Annotated in this window: 15 protein-coding genes and 1 pseudogene; 6 read left to right on the forward strand and 10 right to left on the reverse strand. The window is 68.7% G+C overall.

Annotated elements, in window-relative coordinates; all coding sequences use genetic code 11:
• Nucleotides 1–102: 102 nt before the first annotated feature.
• The 6 genes and pseudogenes from nrfD to EZE58_RS04410 all read right to left on the reverse strand — a co-directional run bounded on the left by nrfD (nt 103) and on the right by EZE58_RS04410 (nt 8,257).
• Nucleotides 103–1,467 carry an NrfD/PsrC family molybdoenzyme membrane anchor subunit gene (nrfD, locus tag EZE58_RS04380; protein WP_009376794.1) on the reverse strand — a complete coding sequence of 455 codons (1,365 nt, stop codon included), beginning with the start codon at nt 1,465–1,467 and terminating at the stop codon, nt 103–105.
• Entirely contained in the window at nt 1,464–2,570 is a 1,107-nt protein-coding gene (locus tag EZE58_RS04385; protein ID WP_009376796.1) for a 4Fe-4S dicluster domain-containing protein, read from the reverse strand. The genes nrfD and EZE58_RS04385 overlap by 4 nt, the downstream gene beginning before the upstream one ends.
• Nucleotides 2,571–3,070: 500 nt before the next feature.
• Nucleotides 3,071–6,241: pseudogene (fdnG, locus tag EZE58_RS04390) on the reverse strand (formate dehydrogenase-N subunit alpha); the annotation flags it as partial.
• 47 nt (nt 6,242–6,288) lie between these two features.
• Nucleotides 6,289–7,026, reverse strand: a complete 738-nt coding sequence (locus EZE58_RS04400) for a class I SAM-dependent methyltransferase (RefSeq protein ID WP_063250360.1) — start codon at nt 7,024–7,026, stop codon at nt 6,289–6,291.
• Entirely contained in the window at nt 7,023–7,439 is a 417-nt protein-coding gene (locus EZE58_RS04405; protein ID WP_101623331.1) for a thioredoxin family protein, read from the reverse strand. Before EZE58_RS04405 ends, EZE58_RS04400 begins: the two co-directional genes overlap by 4 nt.
• Before the next feature lie 68 nt (nt 7,440–7,507).
• A complete protein-coding gene (locus EZE58_RS04410) occupies nt 7,508–8,257 on the reverse strand; it encodes an ABC transporter permease (RefSeq protein WP_197464191.1) in 750 nt (249 codons plus the stop codon).
• A gap of 300 nt (nt 8,258–8,557) precedes the next feature.
• Between EZE58_RS04410 and EZE58_RS04415 the strand changes: the two genes are divergently transcribed.
• From EZE58_RS04415 to EZE58_RS04430, 4 genes are all read left to right on the forward strand, one after another.
• On the forward strand, nt 8,558–8,761 hold the full coding sequence (locus tag EZE58_RS04415; RefSeq protein ID WP_009376805.1) for a cold-shock protein: 204 nt from the start codon (nt 8,558–8,560) through the stop codon (nt 8,759–8,761).
• Between the two features lie 486 nt (nt 8,762–9,247).
• Nucleotides 9,248–10,621 carry a putative PEP-binding protein gene (locus EZE58_RS04420; protein ID WP_063250362.1) on the forward strand — a complete coding sequence of 458 codons (1,374 nt, stop codon included), beginning with the start codon at nt 9,248–9,250 and terminating at the stop codon, nt 10,619–10,621.
• Nucleotides 10,622–10,830: 209 nt separating this feature from the next.
• A complete protein-coding gene (locus tag EZE58_RS04425; protein ID WP_009376807.1) occupies nt 10,831–11,610 on the forward strand; it encodes a DeoR/GlpR family DNA-binding transcription regulator in 780 nt (259 codons plus the stop codon).
• Nucleotides 11,611–11,661: 51 nt separating this feature from the next.
• The gene (locus tag EZE58_RS04430) at nt 11,662–12,330 is read left to right on the forward strand and encodes an HAD family phosphatase (RefSeq protein ID WP_063250363.1); all 669 of its coding nucleotides are present in this window, start codon (nt 11,662–11,664) and stop codon (nt 12,328–12,330) included.
• A 16-nt stretch (nt 12,331–12,346) separates the two neighbouring features.
• Here EZE58_RS04430 and EZE58_RS04435 read toward each other — a convergent pair whose 3' ends face one another.
• From EZE58_RS04435 to EZE58_RS04450, 4 genes are all read right to left on the reverse strand, one after another.
• Nucleotides 12,347–12,790, reverse strand: a complete 444-nt coding sequence (locus tag EZE58_RS04435) for a hotdog domain-containing protein (RefSeq protein ID WP_223289833.1) — start codon at nt 12,788–12,790, stop codon at nt 12,347–12,349.
• An 80-nt stretch (nt 12,791–12,870) separates the two neighbouring features.
• Complete coding sequence (locus tag EZE58_RS04440; RefSeq protein ID WP_009376813.1) at nt 12,871–13,317, reverse strand: hypothetical protein; 447 nt, start codon at nt 13,315–13,317, stop codon at nt 12,871–12,873.
• Nucleotides 13,318–13,336: 19 nt separating this feature from the next.
• Complete coding sequence (locus EZE58_RS04445) at nt 13,337–14,128, reverse strand: SDR family oxidoreductase (RefSeq protein WP_009376815.1); 792 nt, start codon at nt 14,126–14,128, stop codon at nt 13,337–13,339.
• A complete protein-coding gene (locus EZE58_RS04450) occupies nt 14,125–14,853 on the reverse strand; it encodes a type 1 glutamine amidotransferase domain-containing protein (protein ID WP_009376817.1) in 729 nt (242 codons plus the stop codon). The genes EZE58_RS04445 and EZE58_RS04450 overlap by 4 nt, the downstream gene beginning before the upstream one ends.
• A gap of 94 nt (nt 14,854–14,947) precedes the next feature.
• On the opposite strand from EZE58_RS04450, the gene EZE58_RS04455 reads away from it, so the two are divergent.
• Together EZE58_RS04455 and EZE58_RS04460 are read left to right on the forward strand one after the other, a co-directional pair.
• On the forward strand, nt 14,948–15,517 hold the full coding sequence (locus EZE58_RS04455; protein WP_009376819.1) for a TetR/AcrR family transcriptional regulator: 570 nt from the start codon (nt 14,948–14,950) through the stop codon (nt 15,515–15,517).
• Nucleotides 15,518–15,671: 154 nt separating this feature from the next.
• A complete protein-coding gene (locus EZE58_RS04460; RefSeq protein WP_009376821.1) occupies nt 15,672–16,580 on the forward strand; it encodes an acetoacetate decarboxylase family protein in 909 nt (302 codons plus the stop codon).

Here is a 16,580-nt window from a genome sequence, read left to right on the forward strand (position 1 = left end):
ACTGCCGCTAAGGGTATGACGTGCCGCCCAGGGTGCGTCGCGACGACACTCCCCGCGCATCCAGCGCACGCAGCTGCACAAACTCCCCGAGCACCGCGCTGGTCACGCGGTGGTGATCGAGTCGTCGGTGATGCCGCGGGCGCGGCGCTCTGCGAGGCGGGCGCGCTGGGGTTCGATGACGTGGCGCGGATCCTTCGTCGACTCGATGCCGGCTTCGAGCACACCGAAACGCGTGTACGCCGAGGCGGCGGCCAGTGCCGCACCGCTGACCACGGACAGCGTCCGCAGCAGAGTCCGCGTCTTCCAGCTCCGGCCCGCCTTGTTCGCGGCCACCGTCGCCGCACCCGAGGCGGCGACGCGACCGGCCGCCCCGCTCGCCGCGGCCTTGACGACTCCCGCGCCCTTGAGAGACGCGACACCCGAGACCAACCCGGAGGCAGCGCCCTTGGCCGCACCCTTCGCGACGCCGAGCGCCTTGTCCCCGGTCCGCGATCCGAGCTTCTTCGCAAACACGCGGGCTCCGACCTCGACGACGGCGGCACCGATCGCGCCGGCAATGAGGAGCTTCTCGGCCCGGTGGAGTTTGTGACCGGGTTCGCCGTCCTCCATCGGTTCGACCTCGACCGGGTGCATGCGCTTCTTCATCTGCGACATCGCGTACATGTCTCCGGCCGACCCCATGAGGGCGAGCAGGCGGGCCGGTTCGGCCTCGCGCACCGGCGAGAGCGCCATCGCCGCACCACCGGCGGCCAGTGACGCCGAGGACACGAAGACATACGGCAGTCCGTTGCGGCCGGCCGCGTTCCACGTCGGCACCGCGGTGTCGCCGAGGAGCACGGCCGTATACGCGGCCAGGGGGGTCGCGAACAGCGCCGACTCGAGGGCCGCAGGCAGCTCGAGGGCGTGGAGCAGCTTCCGGAACGGACCGAGCGGGATGAGCTTCTCCCTCGTCAGCCGGTCGACCTCGATGACGGACGTGATGCCCGCCCCGACGCCGAACCCGGAGAGGATCCACGTGCCGAGGCTCATCGGGGAGCTCACCTTGACCACGCGCATCATGTTGATGAACCGCTCGGGACGCCCGAGGTCCTTGACGAGCGCGGCACCGCCGACGGCGGTCGCGGTGATCGCGGTCAGCCGGGTCGCCGCCCGCATGCCCGGCCGGTCGCTCAGCTGCGAGCCGAGCCCGAGCAGCGTCGACCCCCCGGCGAGGCCGCCGAGGAAGAGGTAGAGCGAGATCTCATGTCCCCATGGCGGCGGTTTGACGATGGGTCGACCGTAGTAGGACGTGAACTCGACGTCCTCGACCATCGGCATCTCGCGTCCGCCGTCGGCGCCGCGGTTCTGCCAGCCGCCGCCGGAGCCGCCCTGACGGCCGGAACCGGACCCACGACCGCCTCGGCGACGCTTCTTCCGGCCGCCTTCGGGCTCAGGGGGACGGTAGGAATCGTATTCGGATGTGCTCATGGACGTCGGCTCCCGAGGAAGGACAGACCGGCCGCGGCGATCATGCCGAGCGCGGCGATGCCTGCGGTGGCGAACATCGCGGGCAGGTCCTTCGTCGCGACCCTGGGGTCCGGCGGCAGGCCGTAGACCTCGGGCTCGTCGAGGAGGAGGAAGACCGATCCGGTGCCGCCCACGCCGTCGTTGGGGTTGGCCCCGTAGAGGCGCGCCTCGGTGAGTCCCTTCGCATGGAGCTCGGCGACGCGGTCGTGCGCCTGGGCGACCATGTCCTCTCGGTCGCCGAACTTGATCGACGTCGTCGGGCACGTCTGCGCGCACGCCGGGGTCTGACCCTCGACGAGGCGGTCGTAGCAGAGTGTGCACTTGTTCGCCGTGTGCATGTTCGGAATGTCGTCGGTGTCCAGGGGCCGCTCGTTGCCGTTGCGGTCCGTGGGCGGACGGATCGTGCCGTCGTCACGGCGTTCGATGACGCCGAACGGGCAGCCGGCCACGCACGTGCCGCAGCCGTTGCAGACATCGGCCTGGACGACGACGGTGTCGAACTCGGTGCGGAAGAGCGCACCGGTCGGGCAGACGTCGAGGCAGCCGGCGTGCGTACAGTGCTTGCACACATCCGAGGACATCAGCCAGCGGAAGTCCGCGGTGTCCGGCGGCGTCGTGTCGACGCCGTCGAAGTCGACGGGGTCGAGGGCTCCGGGGGCGAGCAGGTCGACGTCGAGCTGCGGCGACGACGGCAGACCTCCGCCTGCCCCGCCCACCGGCTGGGGGCCGGAGGTCTCATCCGTGCGCGGGCGGATCCCGGGCATGCCGAGGTTGACGAGCTTGCGACCCGACTCCCTCGCCGCTTCGATCTGCTCCTTGCCCTGTTCGATGAAGGCGACGTGACGCCACGTGTTGGCACCGAGCTCACCCGTGTTGTCGTACGACATCCCGAGGATCTCGAAGTTGCCGTCCTGCGGGTTGTGATTCCATTCCTTGCACGCGACCTCGCACGCCTTGCAGCCGATGCAGATCGAGGTGTCGGTGAAGAATCCCTTGCGGTGGTGCGTCGAGTCGTGCCAGTGGCCGTCCGCGACGGTGCCGCCATCCAGCGTCGGTGCCGCCATCAGTCGTCCTCCTCTTTCTCCTCAGCGCGCTCATCGTCGCGTCTGCGTGCTCGCTTCTCGTACTCCCAGGCGTTCGCCGGCTGCTCGGGATCGACCGGTTCGTACGGTCGGCCCTCGGCGTCGTAGCCGTAGTCCGGGTCCCCGTCGGTCGGGTCGCCGTCGACGGCGAAGTTCGCGTCGACGCGCTTCTTCGGCTGGTCGTCGGTGCTTCCCGACTGAGCCTCGGACCCGCCGACCGCATCGGTGCCTCCCGACGATGTCGGGCGGTCCGAACCGGCCGAGCCCTCGCCCTGACCGTCCACGGCGTCGGACGAGTCCCCGGAGTCCGTGACCTCGCGGTGCCCCTTCGCCGAGGCGCCGCCGGAGTCTCCGCTCTCGTCGGCACCGTACGTGCGACCGGGGGTGACGCCGACCGCGGAGTCGCCTCCGCGCTCGTTGTGTCCGCCGGTCGTCGCCGGGGATCCCGCGGCGGCCGCCTCGTCGACGACCTCCGGCGGCACGGTGACGAGTTCGTTGCCCGATTCGGGGGTCAGCCCCGCCTCACGCTGGAACTTCTCGACGAAGTCGACGAGTTCGGGACCGCGCGGTCGCCTGCCCGCCATTGCGGTGCCCGCGACGTACTTGCCGTTCTGGATGAAGACGTTGGGATCCATCGTCACGCCGAGGAGGTCGTTGGCCGAATCGCCGTCGACCCACGCCCCGTCGCCGCCGACGCCCCAGTGGTAGGGCAGGCCGATCTGGTGGACGGTGCGTCCGCCGATGGTCAGGGGCGTCATCCGCTCGGTGATGAGGACACGGGCCTCGATCGCTCCGCGCGGGGAGACGAGTGTCGCCCACCCGTACGGTTCGAGGCCGAGTTCCTCGGCGAGTTGCGGTGAGACCTCGCAGAACATCTCCGGTTGGAGTTCGGAGAGGTAGGACAGCCACCGTGACATGCCGCCGGCCGTGTGGTGCTCGGTGAGCCGGTAGGTCGTGAACACGTAGGGGTAGACCTCGGAGCCGGGGAAGCCGGCACCGGGCGCGGACAGGTTGTCCTCGCGACGCATGATCTTGCGCAGCGGGTTGTTCTGCTGGGTGTAGAGCGGGTTGCTCGTCCCCGACTCCTGCGGTTCGTAGTGGGTCGGCAGCGGACCGTCGACCATGCCGCTGGGTGCGAAGAGCCAGCCCTTGCCATCGGCCTGCATGATGAACGGGTCGTCGCCGTCGAGTTGGCTGGGCCCGCCGAAGGGGACGTCGGAGTGCGCTGAGGGCTCGCGTTCGAGGGGGAAGTCCGGTTCGTCGGCTCCGACCCAGCGGCCCTTCTCCTCGTCCCACCACACGAGCTTCTTCCGCTCCGACCACGGCTTGCCCTCGGGGTCGGCCGAGGCGCGGTTGTAGAGGATCCGCCGGTTCGCCGGCCACGCCCACGCCCACTCCAGGGCCATCTCGTCCTGTTCGGTGCGCGGTTTGCGCCTGGCGGCCTGATTGACGCCGTCCTTGTAGATGCCCGCGTAGATCCAGCAGCCCCCGGCGGTGGTGCCGTCGTCAGTCATCTCGGTGTAGACGGAGAGAGGCTGCCCGGCCTTCTCGCCGCTGACATGGTAGCCGTTGATCTCCCGGAGGACTGCCTCGGCGTCGACCTCGCCGTCCTCGTCGAGGGGGTAGTCCCACGTGAGGTCGAGGAGCGGCCGGTCGCGCGGATCGTCGGAGTCCTTGAGCTTCTCTCGCACCCGATTGCCGAGTTCGAAGAAGAACTCGAGTTCGCTCTGCGCATCGCCCGGCGGATTGACCGCCTTGTGACGCCACTGGACGAGGCGCTGGGTCTGGGTGAACGTCCCGGCCTTCTCGGTGTGGTTGGCGGCGGGGAGGAAGAACACCTCGGTGTCGATGTCCTCGGTCTTCAGCTCCCCGGTCGCGATCTCCGGGCCGTCCTTCCACCACGTGGCGGATTCGATGAGGCTGAAGTCGCGCACGACCATCCACTTGAGATGGCTCATCGCCATGCGCTGCATGCGCCCGTTCGCCGATCCCACGGCCGGGTTCTGGCCGAGGATGAAGTAGCCGTCGACGCCGTCGTTGAGCATGCGCACCTGGGTCTGGTAGGTCCCGTGGGCGCCGTTGATCCGCGGCAGGTAGTCGAAGGCGAAGTTGTTCTCCGGTGCCGCCGCATCGCCCCACCAGGCCTTGAGCAGGTTGACGACGTAGCTGCGTCCGTTGGCCCAGTAGCCCTTGTGGGTCTCCGGGGTGCCGACGGCGGCGACGTAGTCGTCGAACGTGTCATGGACCCCGGCGCTCGGCATCGGCAGGTAGCCGGGCAGGAGGTTGAACAGCGTCGGGATGTCCGTCGAGCCCTGGATCGTCGCGTGTCCTCGCAGCGCCATGATGCCGCCGCCCGGGCGGCCCATGTTGCCGAGCAGGAGCTGGAGGATCGAGGCGGTGCGGATGAACTGCGCGCCGAGCGAGTGCTGGGTCCAGCCGACGGCGTAGGCGAAGCACGTCGTCCGGTCGCGTCCGGAGTTCGTCGTGATCGACTCGAGCAGATACTCGAAGTCGGCCTCCGAGATGCCGCAGTTGTCGGCGACCATCTCAGGGGTGTAGCGCGAGTAGTGGCGGGCGAGGATCTGGAAGACGCTGCGCGGGTCCTTGAGGTTGGGATCGCGCAGGGCCACGCCCGCCTCGTCGGTCTGGTAGGCCCACGTCGAGTTGTCGTACGAGTTCGTCGCCGGATCGTAGCCGGAGAAGAGCCCGTCGAGGTCCTCGGGATCGAGGTAGTTGTCGCTGATGAGGTTCGTCGCGTTCGTGTACGCGCGGACGTACTCCTCGAAGTAGAGCCCGTCGGAGATGACGCGGTTGATGAGCGCACCGAGGAGGACGATGTCCGAGCCGGCCCGGATCGGGACGTGCTTGTCGGCCACCGCCGTGGTCCGGGTGAAGCGCGGATCGACGTGGATGATCCGTGCACCCCGAGCCTTGGCCTCAGTCACCCACTGGTATCCCACCGGATGGCATTCGGCCATGTTCGAGCCCTGGATGACGATGCAGTCGGCATTCGCCATGTCCTGGACGGGCTGAGTGGCGCCGCCGCGCCCGAATGAGGTTCCCAGACTGGGAACCGTGGCGGAGTGTCATATGCGGGCCTGGTTCTCGATCTGGATCGCCCCGGCCGCGGTGAAGAGCTTCTTCGCGAAGTAGTTCTCCTCGTTGTCGATGGTCGCCCCGCCGAGGCTGGCGATCCCCATCGTCCGCCGCAGCGGGTGACCTTTGTCGTCGACGTCCTCCCAGTGGTTGCGGCGGGCTTCGATGAAGCGGTCGGCGATCATGTCGATCGCGGTGCTCAGGTCGAGCTTCTGCCAGTCCCTGCCCTTGGGGGCGCGGTAGAGGACTTCGGTCTGTCGGGAGGGGTTGTTGACGAGCTGCTCGCTCGCCGAGCCCTTCGGACACAGGCGTCCGCGGGAGATCGGCGAGTCGGGGTCGCCTTCGATGCCGACGACCTTGTCGTCCTTGACGAAGATCCGCTGACCGCAGCCGACGGCGCAGTAGGGGCAGACCGACTGGACGACCTTGTCGGCCGTCGTCGTCCGCGGCACCGTGTTGCGCGTCTGCGGGGACACGACGGATTCGCCGCGTCCAGTCGGGTCGGACGAACGGAACTGCCGGAGTACCGGCCACTCGAGGAAGCTGAACCGAGCCATGGCGTCATCCTACCCCCGCGACCTCTACGTCGTGTAGTGAAGAATGCCTAAACTTTCCTTGCCACGAGGATGCCGTCGTCGAGGTCGACTGAGGAGCCGTCCGGAGCGGTCACCGCACGGGTGCGGATCTCGCCGAGGTCGAGCTCCCAGTCCCCGGTTCCGCTCGCCTTGAGCAGGGCGAAGTCCTCCTCCGGACCGCGGAAGTCGTTCTCGTCGTGGGCGTCGTGACCAGCATGGGCGTCGCGGCCGGCATCGTGGTCATGCGACCCGTCGCCACCGCCGGAGTGGCCGGCGGCCCACGGCGGGATCCCGGCATGGGAGATGAGGATGAGGTGTCCGCCGGGGGCGACGAATTCGCCGAGGCGGGAGAGGAGCTCCTCGCGCGTGTCGGGAATCCGGGTGTGGAGGAAGCATCCGGTGACGAGGTCGAAGCCGCCTCGGCGAGGGAATGCTGCCGCTCTCCGGGCGTCGGTCGCTCCGGCCCAGTCGGTGAGGTTGGCGACCGCGAAGTCCGCGCTCGTCCCGGCGGCCGCAGCGGCGGCGCGGGCTCGGTCGATGGCGGTCGCGGACACGTCGATGCCCACCGCCTGCCAGCCTCGGGCGGCGAGCCAGAGGACGTCGGCGCCCTCGCCGCAACCGACGTCGAGGCTGCGACCGGGCGAGAGGTCGAGCTCGGTGACGACGTCGACGAGGGAGGGGTTCGGGTCGCCCGACCACACCGCCTCGGTGCCGGCGTAGCGCTCCTCCCACTCACCAGCCGACCCCGGATGCGGTCTGCGGCTCACCTCTCCTGACCGGGTTCGGTCGCTCCCTCGTTCGCGCCGTCGGAGCCGGATGCGGCTTCGCGCTGGGCGATCTCGGCGCGGACGGCATCCATGTCGAGGTCCTTGACCCCGGTGATGACCTGCTCGAGCTGCGGGGCGGCGAGCGCTCCGGGCTGGGCGAAGACGACGATGCCGTCACGGAAGGCGACGAGGGTGGGAATCGAGGTGACGGCGAAGAGCCCGGCGAGTTCCTGCTGGGCCTCGGTGTCGATCTTGCCGAAGGCGATGTCGGGATTGGCGTCGGAGGCCTGCTCGAAGACGGGGGCGAACTGGCGGCACGGGCCGCACCAGGCGGCCCAGAAGTCGAGGAGGACGATGGAGTTGTCGTTGATGGTCGTCTCGAAGTTGTCCTGGGTGATCTCGATCGTAGACATCTGGGCAGTCTAAACCCGGATCATGGGCGCTGTCTGCACATGGAGGCATCTGTCCTTTTCAGCAGGGTTCACTGTGCTGGTTCCGCCGGCTTGAAGGCGACCCCGGAGGCGACCTGCGTGGCGACGACGGCAGTGATCGCCCCGGCGAGCATGATCGCTGTGAGGACGACGATCTGGAACTGGGCGGCCTCGAGCGGTGCCGCGCCGGCGAAGAGCGCGCCGACGAACGCGCCCGGCAGGGTGACGAGCCCCGTGTTCTTCGTCTGGTCGAGGTTGGGCAGGAGGGCTTCGCGCACCGCGGTCTGCCGCAGCCGCTTCCCGGCCCGCCGAGGCTGGGCACCGAGGGAGAGCCACGCCTCGACCTCGCCCCAGCCGGTGTGGAGATCGGAGGCGAAGCGGCGCATCGACAGCGTGGCCACGGTCATCGCGTTGCCCGAGACGATGCCGGCGATCGCGATGATCCGTTCGAACCGGAGATCGACGAGTCCGAGGACGAGGACGAGCCCGAGGGTGACGAGGGTGCCGATGACGACGCCGAGGACGGCGCCGAGCGGTCCGCGCGGAAGCCCGCGGGCCCGACGCAGGGAGGTCACCGAGGCAGTCGTGAGCATGAGACCGACGAAGGCGGCGACCGACCACCAGGCGGTGAGCGCCCCGGACAGGAGCAGGGCGACGAGGGCGAGCTGGACGACGGCGCGCACGATCGCCACGACGGGCAGCCATCCGAGCCCCACCTCGGCGAACCGGAGGACGGCCAAAGTGATGACGAGGAGGACGGTGATGCCGCCCAGGAAGGGAAGGACCTCGGTGATCGTCACGAGGACAGTCTAGGATGCCGCGCGACCGTGCACCGGCGGACTCTGCTAGGGTGGGGGCATCGCTTCATTTCCCTCTTCTCCCTTCTCATACGCGTCGTGCATCGACGCCTCCCCCAGATCTCCGTCGGACCTGCGGTTCGTCCGCGCGTCCTCCGACGGAAAACTCACACCTCACGGCCCGGCGATGTGCGGCACCCGCCGACCATCGCTCGGACCCCTGTGTGTGAACAGCCGGATCCGTCTCGGATCCGACCATCAAGACCGCTCCGGCGGTCGCAGTTGAATAAGGATACAAAGAATATGACCACAGGTACCGTGAAATGGTTCAACGCGGAGAAGGGCTACGGATTCATCCAGCCTGACGACGGTTCGGCCGATGTCTTCACGCACTACTCCGCCATCGAATCGACCGGTTACCGCGAGCTCGTCGAGGGACAGAACGTCGAATTCGAGTCCGAGATGGGACAGAAGGGCCTCCAGGCCACGACCGTTCGCCCCCTCTGAGCCCACCAGCCCAGAGACTCCCTCGGGACGGTCGACGCCTCCGCGCTGATCGTCCCGACGCGGATCGGAGCGGCCGGTGACAGCATGTCTGCTGTCACCGGCCGCTTCGAGCACATATGCCGATCCTCTCGATGATCGAAGATGATCGAATCGTCACTCAACCGATCACAGTCCCGATGGCAGCGCACCGACGATTTCCGTCGCCCGCGCCGCTGACGATGAGGCTGATAGCGGGAGGGATGCTTCTCTGACCAGTGATTCTATGGCAATCCTCCCGGTCTGTTCAGCCTGCGGAATCCGTTGCCCCACGATGCTCACAGCGTGAGACTTTCGATCATTCCGTTGACTTTTTGTGCATTTTTATGCAACTCTGCTCATGTTCTTGGCGGAGTCCTTCGCTGTCGCACGGCAGACCCCGCGCTCGCTGCAGACCGTTGAGGAGTCAACGATGGCCACCCCGCTCTCCACGTCCGGGAGTCCCTCCCAGTGAGCGCCGAGGTGGTCACCGGACTCGGTGTCAGCCCGGGCACGGGCGTCGGCGTCGTGCAGCTCATGGCACCGAGGCTCGGACCCCCGCGCACGCAGACGCTGACCGAGAACGGAGAGTCGGAGGCGGCCGGCGGTGTCCCCGAGCTCCGTGAGCCCACCGTGCTCATCGCCCGCGATCTCTCCGCCGCGGACGCCGCCGGCCTCAATCCCGATCTCGTCGCAGGGCTCATCACCGAGGCCGGAGGTCCGATGAGCCACACGTCGATCGTCGCCCGGTCTCTGGGCATCCCCGCTGTCGTCGCCGCCGGAGCCACCGCCCTGCGCACCGGCATGCGCGTCCGCGTCGACGGCGGGACCGGCCGGGTCCGCGTCGCGGACGTCACGGAGTCACCCGCCCGCAGCACAGCGGCACCGGCCGCACAACGCAGCGTCGGCGGCACCCGCACCGCCGACGGATACCCTGTCGAACTCCTCGGCAACGTCGGCGACGCAGCCGGAGCGGCCGAGGTGGCCGCGTGCGAGGCCGACGGAATCGGGCTCTTCCGCACCGAACTCGCCTTCCGCACGCGCACCCGGCAACCGAGCATCGAGGTCCAGGCGCGGCTCTACTCCTCTGTGCTCGCCGAGGTCCCGGAGCGCAAGGTCATCCTGCGCACCCTCGACACGGGCACGGATACGACGATGCCCCCGTCACACGGCCTCGGCGAACGCAATCCCGCGCTCGGGGTCCGGGGATATCGGGCGACGACGAATCTGCTCGAGGACCAGCTGCGGGCGATCGCCATCGCCGCCCGCGTGCAGGATGTGGACCCCTGGGTGATGGCGCCGATGATTTCGACCCCTGCCGAAGCCAGGGGTTTCCGCATGATCGCCCGGCGCTACGGCATCTCCCGTGCCGGGGTGATGATCGAGGTGCCCGCGGCAGCGGTGATGGCCGACGCGATCCTCGCCGAATGCGACTTCGTCTCGATCGGGACGAACGACCTCACGCAGTACACCATGGCAGCCGACAGGGAGCTCGGTGCCGTGGCCGAGCTCAACGATCCGTGGCAGCCCGCGGTCCTCCGCCTCGTGCGCACCGTCGCCGTGGCGGGAACCGCGCACGGCAAACCCGTCGGGGTGTGCGGCGAGGCGGCTGCCGACCCGCTCCTCGCATGCGTGCTCGTCGGACTCGGTGTGACCTCGCTGTCGATGTCGCCGCGGGCGCTGCCCGCGGTCGCTGAGGCGATCGGGGAATCCGACCACGGTCAGTGCCAGGCGATGGCCGTCGCCGCGCTCGGCGCCTCCTCGGCGAGCGCGGCGCGGGCAGCCGCCCGGCATGCGCTCGCGACCGCCGACCTGCGCACCCCTGAGCCCACCCACCGAGCCTGAATCGCACCGACTGACGACCACTGCTGCCCACCAGCGAGGGAGACGAGGATGCTGCTGACGAGGACACGCCCGGAGGCGCGGGAGCGGCCACGCTCGCCGAACTCCTCGAGATTCCCCACTCACGGCATTCCGCCTGATCGCGACGAGAAGCCGAGTGCTACGCTCATGCACAACATTCGGTATGCCATAGGAGCACAGGAGGTTGCGCGATGCGATATGAGCGTCTCAACGCAGTACTCGAGCTCCTCGCTGAGAACGATCACATGAGCGTCAACGAGCTCGCCGACAGGCTTGCGGTCTCGACGGCGACTGTCCGTCGCGATCTCGACCACCTCTCGGCACAGCAGCTGCTCACGCGCACGCGGGGCGGGGCCGTGTCCTCCGGGGTCGCCGACCTTCCGATCAAGTACAAGTCAGCGCAGCGGGCGAATGAGAAGGAGCGGATCGGTTCGCTCAGCGCCTCACTCGTCAAACCGGGCATGACCGTGGGGATGAACGGCGGCACGACCGTGAGCGAGACCGCGCAGGCGCTCGCCCAACGCGCCGATCTCGTCCACCACACCTACGACAGCCGGCTCACCGTCGTCACCAACGCCGTCAACATCGCCAACCTCCTCACGGTGCGCCAGCACATCAAGCTCGTCGTCGCCGGCGGGGTCGCCCGCCCCCAGTCGAACGAGCTCATCGGCCCGATCGCCTACGACGTCATCTCCCAGCTCAACCTCGACCTCGTCTTCCTCGGCGTCGACGGCGTCGCTCTCGGCTATGGGGCGACGACCCACGATGAGGGCGAGGCGAGCATCAACGGAGTCCTCGCCTCCCGCGCGAAGCAGGTCGTCGTCGTCGCCGACAGTTCCAAGATCGGCAAGAGCGCTTTCGTGCGCATCTGCCCGCTCGAGGACATCGATGTCCTCGTCACCGACGAGGACGCCGATCCCGAGGCGGTCGCCGAACTCACCGCCGCCGGGGTCGAGGTCCTCCTCGCCTGACGCGGTAGCGTAGGGGGTCCGGGAACGAATCCACTCCGAGGCGGTGCTCCGATGTCCGATGTCCCCACGACCGTCGTCTTCGACTTGGGCCAGGTCCTCGTCGGCTGGGACCAGACCGGTCCCCTCTCCGATGAGATGAGTCGGGCCGAGTGGGAGGAGTTCGCCGCCGCGGCTGACTTCGCCTCCCTCAACGTCTCCGCCGACAACGGGGCCACCGTCGCCGAGGTGGTCGACCGCGCCGCACGGGTCGATCCCCGCCATGGGGAGATCGTCGCCCGCTACTACGAGCGCTTCGAGCATTCGCTCACCGGCCCGATCCCCGGGATGGCCGACATCGTCGCTGAACTCAAAGGCGCAGGCGTCCGGCTGCTCGGTCTCTCGAACTGGTCGGCGGAGACGATCCACCATGCGCCCGTGGCCGCCCCGGCGATCAGCGAGCTCGAGGACATCGTCGTCTCGGGCCGTGAGAAGCTCATCAAACCTGATCCGGCGATCTTCGAGCTCCTCCTCTCCCGCTTCGACCTCGATCCGTCGCGCACGGTCTTCGTCGACGACCTCGAGGCCAATGTCGCCGCGGCCAGACGGCTCGGGATCATCGGCATCGTCTTCACCGGCGCCGACGACCTGCGCACCGAACTCGAGTCCCTCGGAGTCCTCGACGCCCCGAGCGGACCGGTCGCCGGCGAGCGCACCGCTCCCGGCGGGTCCCCTCGCCGCTGAGGGGTCCCCTCGACTCTCATCCGTTCTCGGCGGTCATCCGGTCGCGCTTGTACGTGATCGTCGTGTAGCCGTGCGGCATCGGCGTGCCGAACTCGTCGACGCCGACGAAGACGAGCCGGTCGATGCTGAGGATGACCCTGCGGGTGATCATGTTGCGGACCTTCGCCCGCATCGTCAGCGACGTGCGCCCGAAGTGGGTGGCGACCAAGCCCATCTCGATGATGTCGCCTTCGCGGGCAGACGATTCGAACTCGATCTCGGAGATGAGCTTGGTGACGACGCGGTGGTTGCCGAGCTGGACGATCGCATAGATCGCGGCCTCCTCGTCGAGCCAGCGCAGCAGGCTGCCGCCGAAGAGCGAGCCGTTGGCATTGAGGTCCTCGGGCCGCACCCATTTGCGCGTGTAGAAGTTCATCCCGCCGGTCGTCTCGGCCCTGGCCGTGAGAGTCGTCTCGCTCATGCGGCCAGCGTAGCGAGCGGATGTTTCACCGGTTTTTCGACCATGTGTCAGGCAGTGACGCCCGCCGACACGCGGGGTGGTCACTCCTCCTGAGCGAAGAGGTCGACGCCCTTCTCGGCGGCGAGCGCCTGGAGCTTCTCCACGTCGTCGGTCTGCACGCACACGGTCGCCCGCAGACCCTCGTCCTCCCGCCGGAGCAGGTAGTGGGCGATGCTGTCGGTGAGCCGGGCACCGTCGGCGTCGAAGAAGTCCCAGCGCACCCGGACCATGACGAGCCCCTCGGTCAGGTGATCCTCGCCGAGGAGGTCGTATCCCACGGAGGCGAGCCCGAGCTTTCGATAGACGGGGTAGGACTGCTCGAGTCCCTGGGCCATCGCCTCCCGGGAGTCGAGGACTCCGGAGAACGTCTCGTCGACGATCATGCCGGGGATCGACCACAGCCCCGCGGCCGCCTCGGCGTCGAAATCGCTCAGCGACCGCGCATAGCGGTCGAGGTATGCGGTGATCTCTGCGGTGTCGATGCTCATACGACCACCCTACGAGCGGTCACTCGAGGGCGCGACGGGCCGCGTAGAGCGCGAGCCGGCGCGGCATGAGACCGGCGGCGGCGACCATCGCCCGGTTGGACAGTCCCGAGATGACCGACCGCGGTTGCGGGTGGTCGAGGGCGGAGAACGCGACGGACACGACCTTCTCCGGGGTCTCGAAGCTGATCGGCTGGGAGAAGTCGCCGCCGGCGACGGCGAAGAACTCCGTGCTCGTGGGTCCGGGACTGAGCGCGAGGACGCGGAGGCCGCTCCTGCGCGTCTCCTCGGCGATCGCCTCGGTGAGCGAGAGGACATAGGCCTTCGTCGCCCCGTACGCAGCCATGCCCGGCGTCGGTTGGTATGCCGCAGCGGAGGCGACGTTGACGAGGACGCCCCGGTCAGCCCTGAGCAGCTGCGGCAGCAGCGCCCTGGTCAGGCGAGTGAGGGCGACGACGTTGAGGGCGAGCATCTCGTCGAGGCGGTGCGCATCGGTCTCGGCGAACGGGGCGGTGATCCCGAAGCCGGCGTTGTTGACGAGCGAGTCGACGGCGAGGCCGTGGGTCTCGAGGTCGGAGAGGAGACCGTGCACCCCGTCGGAGGCTGTGAGGTCTTGAGTGAACACGTTCACCGTGATGCGATGCGCAGCCGTGAGTTCATCGGCGAGCGCCTCGAGCCGATCCCGGCGCCGGGCGACGAGGACGAGGTCGGCCCCGCGCGCGGCGAACTGGCGTGCGAACTCGGCGCCGAGACCCGAGCTCGCGCCGGTGACGAGCGCGGTGGTGCCGCGGTGGTCGAGCGGTGCGCGCCTCATCGGGTTGCTCCCGTGCCCGCCGTCTGTCCCTCGACATCGGCGAGGATGCGGTCGGCGAGCGCCTCGGCGGATGCCGGGTTCTGTCCCGTGTAGAGGCTGCCGTCGACGACGACATGGGGGCGCAGCGGCATGATGCCCTTCTCATAGTGGATGCCCGCGTCCTTGACCGCGTCCTCGAGCAGCCACTTCGCCTTCCAGGCGAACGGGTTGAGCCGTTCCTCGACATTCGACAGCCCGGTCATCGTCCGCCCCGCGAAGGCGTTCGTGCCGTCGTCGCTCGTCGCTGCGAGGACGGCGACCGGGGCGTGGCAGAGCAGGGCGAGCGGCTTGCCCGAGGCGAGTCTGCGCTTGAGCAGTTCGCCTGAGACCGGGTCGACCGCGAGGTCCTCCATCGGACCGTGGCCCCCGGGGTAGAAGACGACGTCGTAGTCGGCTTCATCGACGGAGTCGAGGGCGACCGGATGGTCGAGGACGTCCTTGATCGACTCGAGATAGTCGCGGATCTCCTGGCGCTTCTTCGGCCTGCCGCCGGCGACGCCGAGGCTGAGCTCGTCGAGGGTCGGGGCGACTCCGCCCGGGGTGGCCACGGTGATGTCCCATCCGGCCTCGGAGAAGACGCGGTAGGGTTCGGCGACCTCCTCGGCCCAGTAGCCGGTGGGGTGGACGGTGCCGTCGCGCAGCGTCCAGCCGGTGGCTGCGGTGATGACGAAGAGAACCGAGGTCATGGGAATGCCTTCCGGGCGCAGATGCCGCCGGCCTCCTCGGCCGACCGGCTTGGTAAAGTTAACGGTGTCTACAACGTATGGGGGAACCACAGCAGTGTCAACGCCGACCACCGAGAAGCCACGTCACCACCACGGCAATCTCCGCGCCGCCCTCGTGGCGGCGGGGATCGAGATGCTCGAGGAGGGAGAGCCGTTCTCGCTGCGCGCCGTCGCGCGCAGGGTCGGGGTCTCGCAGGCCGCGCCCTATCGCCACTTCGGCAGCAAACAGGACATCGAGGCCGCCATGGCCGAACACGGGTTCCGCGAACTTCAAGCGGCGCTCCGCGCCGTCATCGACGCGACTGAGGCCGGGCAGGTCCCGCTCGTCGATCTCGCACTCGTCTACATCCACTTCGCCGAGGACCATCCCGCGCTCTACGCGCTCATGTTCGGCTCCGAGCTCGCCGACGACGAAGCCCGCCGTGAGGCCTGCGCGCAGGTCTTCGCGCTCATCGAGGAGGTCACAGCCAAGATCCACCCTGACCGGGACGCCCACGGAATGGCGACCGCCGGCTGGGCGCTCGCCCACGGCATGGCCACGCTCCACCTCGAGGGCACGCTGGGCCGCAATGACGACGACTTCGACGACCGCGTCCGCGCGGCCTTCGCCGCCGTCGCCGGCTGAGGCGCCGCCCCCGCACCGCGCATGTGCGCCGCCCCCGCAGCCTGAGACCGAGATCACCACCCCAGGGGAATGATTCCCTCCATCTCGATGTTGACGCCGTTAACTTCGGCTGGCTACTCTCGACCCGGGAGTACCGAAGCGAATGGGAGTGACAATGAGCATCGACCGCGATACCTCCACGACAGTGACCCTCGGCAACCGCACCGTGTCCGTCCCCACCGGCGGACTCTTCGACCGCTACCGGATGCAGACCGACCTCGACGATGTGGCCCGCGACCCCCGGGTGGGCGGCGTGGAGTTCTTCCGCGACCAGCCCAAGGTCGAGGTGCAGTCGGCGATCGGACCGACCTTCACCCCGAACTTCTACTACGCGATGTCGAGTGCACGTCTGACGATGCTCGCTCCGACCAGCGCCCTGCGCGATCGCCTTCCCACCCCGCTCGATCCGCTCGAGGTCGTCCCCGGCTTCGGCCTCGCCTCGCTCATCCTCTTCCGCTACGACGTCGCCGACATCGACTTCTACACCGAGGCGGCGGTAGGGATCGCGGTCAAGCCGCCCCACCACGGTCCGCTCGGGGCGATCGACCTCATCGCGGCGCTGAAGAACAACCATCTTGACTCCTACGTCCTCTCACTGCCGGTGAATACGGAGATCGCCCAGGTCCGGGGCCACGACGGCTACGGCTTCCCGAAGTGGGTCACCGACATCGACGTCGACATCACGGCGCAGTCGGTCTCCGGACGGGTGCTCAACGACTCAGGGGGAATCGACGTCGAACTCCACGCGCCGACCCCGCGGCAGAAGCGGCACCGCTCGGGAACCGCGGTGTCCTCGCTGACGTCGTACACGCACTTCGACGGCGGCTGGCACGGAACGTTCAACCAGACGAATGCCCTGGTCTCGGGGTCGACGCTGTTCCCGCGGGACATCGACCTCCACCTCGGCGAGGGACGGGTCTCCGACGATCTCCGTTCGCTGCGCACGAGCCGCACGCTCATGTTCGATGTCATGACCCACGGCCAGGCGGCCCTCCACATGCCCCGGGTCATCTCCCTCGACTGA

Origin of the sequence: Brevibacterium sp. LS14 (genome assembly GCF_012027885.1) — a bacterium.
In the GTDB taxonomy this organism is placed as follows: domain Bacteria; phylum Actinomycetota; class Actinomycetes; order Actinomycetales; family Brevibacteriaceae; genus Brevibacterium; species Brevibacterium casei.

Excerpts from the sequence above, each read along its gene's own strand:
- nrfD (WP_009376794.1), bottom strand. The coding sequence starts at position 1,467 with ATGAGCACATCCGAATACGATTCCTACCGTCCCCCTGAGCCCGAAGGC.
- EZE58_RS04385 (WP_009376796.1), bottom strand. The coding sequence starts at position 2,570 with ATGGCGGCACCGACGCTGGATGGCGGCACCGTCGCGGACGGCCACTGG.
- EZE58_RS04405 (WP_101623331.1), bottom strand. The coding sequence starts at position 7,439 with ATGTCTACGATCGAGATCACCCAGGACAACTTCGAGACGACCATCAAC.
- EZE58_RS04415 (WP_009376805.1), top strand. The coding sequence starts at position 8,558 with ATGACCACAGGTACCGTGAAATGGTTCAACGCGGAGAAGGGCTACGGA.
- EZE58_RS04425 (WP_009376807.1), top strand. The coding sequence starts at position 10,831 with ATGCGATATGAGCGTCTCAACGCAGTACTCGAGCTCCTCGCTGAGAAC.
- EZE58_RS04430 (WP_063250363.1), top strand. The coding sequence starts at position 11,662 with ATGTCCGATGTCCCCACGACCGTCGTCTTCGACTTGGGCCAGGTCCTC.
- EZE58_RS04435 (WP_223289833.1), bottom strand. The coding sequence starts at position 12,790 with ATGAGCGAGACGACTCTCACGGCCAGGGCCGAGACGACCGGCGGGATG.
- EZE58_RS04440 (WP_009376813.1), bottom strand. The coding sequence starts at position 13,317 with ATGAGCATCGACACCGCAGAGATCACCGCATACCTCGACCGCTATGCG.
- EZE58_RS04445 (WP_009376815.1), bottom strand. The coding sequence starts at position 14,128 with ATGAGGCGCGCACCGCTCGACCACCGCGGCACCACCGCGCTCGTCACC.
- EZE58_RS04450 (WP_009376817.1), bottom strand. The coding sequence starts at position 14,853 with ATGACCTCGGTTCTCTTCGTCATCACCGCAGCCACCGGCTGGACGCTG.
- EZE58_RS04460 (WP_009376821.1), top strand. The coding sequence starts at position 15,672 with ATGAGCATCGACCGCGATACCTCCACGACAGTGACCCTCGGCAACCGC.